Origin of the sequence: Mycobacterium interjectum (assembly GCF_900078675.2) — a bacterium.
Lineage (GTDB): Bacteria > Actinomycetota > Actinomycetes > Mycobacteriales > Mycobacteriaceae > Mycobacterium > Mycobacterium interjectum.
The window spans coordinates 480,198-482,755 of record NZ_LT546236.1 but is presented as its reverse complement, the minus strand read 5'-3'; the positions used below and the strand labels follow the sequence as shown (position 1 = coordinate 482,755).

Sequence of the window (2,558 nt, the reverse complement as noted above, 5' to 3'; positions counted from 1 at the left end):
GCCGACGGCGGCCGCCGTGCCGGCGACGGCGCGCACCCAGCCGCCGCCCGACGCCAGGACCGCGAACAGCGGCAGGTAGGCCGCCATCGCGAAGTCCTCGAGCACCAGCACCGACAGCACGGCCGGCGTCTCGCGGTTCCCCAGCCTGCCCAGGTCCTGCACCAGCCTCGCGATCACCCCCGACGAGGAAATGTAGGTGACGCCGGCCAGGGCCAGGATGGCCACGCCGTCCAGCCCCAGCAGCCAGCCGGCCACCGCGCCGGGTGTGGCGTTGAGGACGAGGTCGACCCCGGCCGACGGCAGGTGGTGCCGCAGGCTGGCGGCGAATTCGCTCGCCGAGAATTCCAGCCCCAGGGTCAGCAGCAACAACACGATGCCGATGGGTGCCGCCGTCTGGATGAACTCGCCCGCCGCCGCGACCGGCAGCAGTCCGCCCTTGCCCAGTGAGAGGCCCGCCAGCAGGTACACCGGTATCGGCGACAACGCGAAACGCCTTGCGACGGCGCCCAATACGGCCAGCGTGGCCAGGAGGGCGCCGAGTTGAAACAGCAGCGCCCCCGAAACCTGCACCGGCTCAGCCCTTATCGATGATCTGCTCGACACCGGCGATGCCGTCTTCGGTGCCGATCACGATCAGAACGTCTCGCGCGTGCAGCATTTCGGCCGGTCCGGGCGAGGCGAGCACTTCCTCGTTGCGCACGATCGCGACGATCGATGCGCCGGTGCGGGTGCGGGCGCGGGTGTCGCCGAGCGGGTGGTCCACAAAGGGGCTGCCGGCCACGATGTGGATCTGCCCCGTCTCGAGCCCGGTCACCTCCCGGGACAGCTCGGTGAACCGCTCGGCGATGCGCGGCGCGCCCAGGATCTGGGCCACGGCCTCGGCCTCGTCGTCGGTCAGGTGAAAGACCGGCCGGGCCTGGTCGGGATCCTCGGGGCCGTACAGGACGACGTCGAAGTCACCGCCGCGGCGCGCGACGATCCCGATGCGCTCACCGTTGTGGCTGGTGAATTCGTAGCGGAGACCGACACCCGGCAGCAACACCTCCTTGACATCCATACCGTCCATGCTTACCAGCCGGGCGGCGCTAGTGTCATCGCGTGGACGGAAGCACGGTCAGTGTCGAGCGGGTCATCAAGGCGCCACCCGGAACGGTCTTCGCGCTGCTGGCCGACGCCGCCAAGCACGCCACCTTCGACGGTTCGGAGTCGGTCAATCACGCCTCGCAGCAGTCGGTTCCCCTCTCGATGGGTACGACATTCGCGATGGCGATGAAGGGGCGCAAGGAGACGCTGTTCATCCCCTACCGCACCACCAACACCGTCATCGAATACGAACCCGACCGCCGCATCGCGTGGCAGACCTTCGGGCTGGGGGGCCTGGTAGGCGGGCGCATCTGGCGTTACGAACTGCTCCCCGCCGAGGGCGGCACGCTGGTGCGCGAAACCTGGGACGTGTCGCGGGACAAGCAGAAGCGGATGATCACCAGCGGTTCGATGCCCGAGCAGACCGCGGCCGGCATGCGCGCCACGTTGGCGCGCATCGCCGACCTCCTCGAAAGCTAGTGCTGGCCAACCGTTTCCGCCATACGCTGGCGCGGCCGGTGTTTTAAGGGTACCAGCATCGGGACCTCGCGGCGGTACTCGCGATAGTCGTTGCCCAGCGCCGCGACGAGGCTGCGCTCTTCGATGTGCACGGCGGTCAGGATGTAGCCGGTCATGGCGATCGAGAAGAGCAGATGCCCGGCCGTCATGGTGGGGGCCGCCCAGAACGAGATGAGGAATCCCAGCATCAGCGGGTGGCGCACCAAACGGTAGAACAGGTGAGTGCGGAAATGCAGCTCGGTATAGGGCTTTTGGCGCCACGCCAAATACACCTGCCGAAGCCCGAACAGATCGAAGTGGTTGATCATGAACGTTGCGCCCAGCGCGATCGCCCAGCCCAGCCAGAACAATGCCCACAGCACCGCGCGCCCCGCCGGGGGCCGCACGTCCCAAACGACCGCCGGGATCGTCCGCCACTGCCAATAGAGCAGTAGCAGCACGGCACTCGACAGCACCACGTAGGTGCTGCGTTCTACCGACGCCGGCACGACTCGTGTCCACCACGCCTTGAACGCCTTGCGCGCCATGACGCTGTGCTGGACGCCGAACGCGCCCACCAGCAACACGTTGACCAGCGCCGCCTGGCCGATCGGCGCGGGCAGCGCGTGATCGACGGTGCGCGGCACCCACAGGTTCGCCACGAACCCGACGAGATACACAAAGGCGGCGAGGAACAGCAGGTAAGCCGCCGCGCCATAAGCAATGATTAAGTAACGCTTCATGACTCAAGTGTCGAACGCGCACCTGCGCTGGTATATAGGCCGTTTGGATCAACTTCCGCCAGCGATCGCCTAGTCAATTCTGACTAGGGCGCCGAATGTGCGGCCAGCCGCACATCGGATGCCGAGTGTGCGGCTCGGCGCGCACTCGACGCGGGACGGGACCGGCTAACGCCGCTTGACCGACTTCGGCGGCTTGGCGCCGCGACCCTGCTGGCGCGCGGCTGCACGCCGCTC

The 2,558-nt window shown here is 67.8% G+C and carries 4 protein-coding genes; 1 reads left to right on the top strand and 3 read right to left on the bottom strand.

What is annotated here, in order from left to right:
• Window positions 1–570: cation:proton antiporter domain-containing protein (locus BN4348_RS32160; protein WP_211145646.1), on the bottom strand; the 570-nt coding region annotated here is incomplete at its 3' end.
• 4 nt (window positions 571–574) lie between these two features.
• On the bottom strand, window positions 575–1,057 hold the full coding sequence (locus BN4348_RS32155; protein ID WP_066908241.1) for a cation:proton antiporter regulatory subunit: 483 nt from the start codon (window positions 1,055–1,057) through the stop codon (window positions 575–577).
• 41 nt (window positions 1,058–1,098) lie between these two features.
• Here BN4348_RS32155 and BN4348_RS32150 point away from each other — a divergent pair, with 41 nt between their 5' ends.
• Window positions 1,099–1,563: an SRPBCC family protein gene (locus BN4348_RS32150; protein ID WP_066908238.1), complete on the top strand. Its 465-nt coding sequence runs from the start codon at window positions 1,099–1,101 to the stop codon at window positions 1,561–1,563.
• Here the strand turns inward: BN4348_RS32150 and mddA are convergent.
• On the bottom strand, window positions 1,560–2,324 hold the full coding sequence (gene mddA / locus BN4348_RS32145) for a methanethiol S-methyltransferase (protein ID WP_066908235.1): 765 nt from the start codon (window positions 2,322–2,324) through the stop codon (window positions 1,560–1,562). The two genes, BN4348_RS32150 and mddA, sit on opposite strands and share 4 nt — an antisense overlap.
• Window positions 2,325–2,558 lie beyond the last annotated feature (234 nt).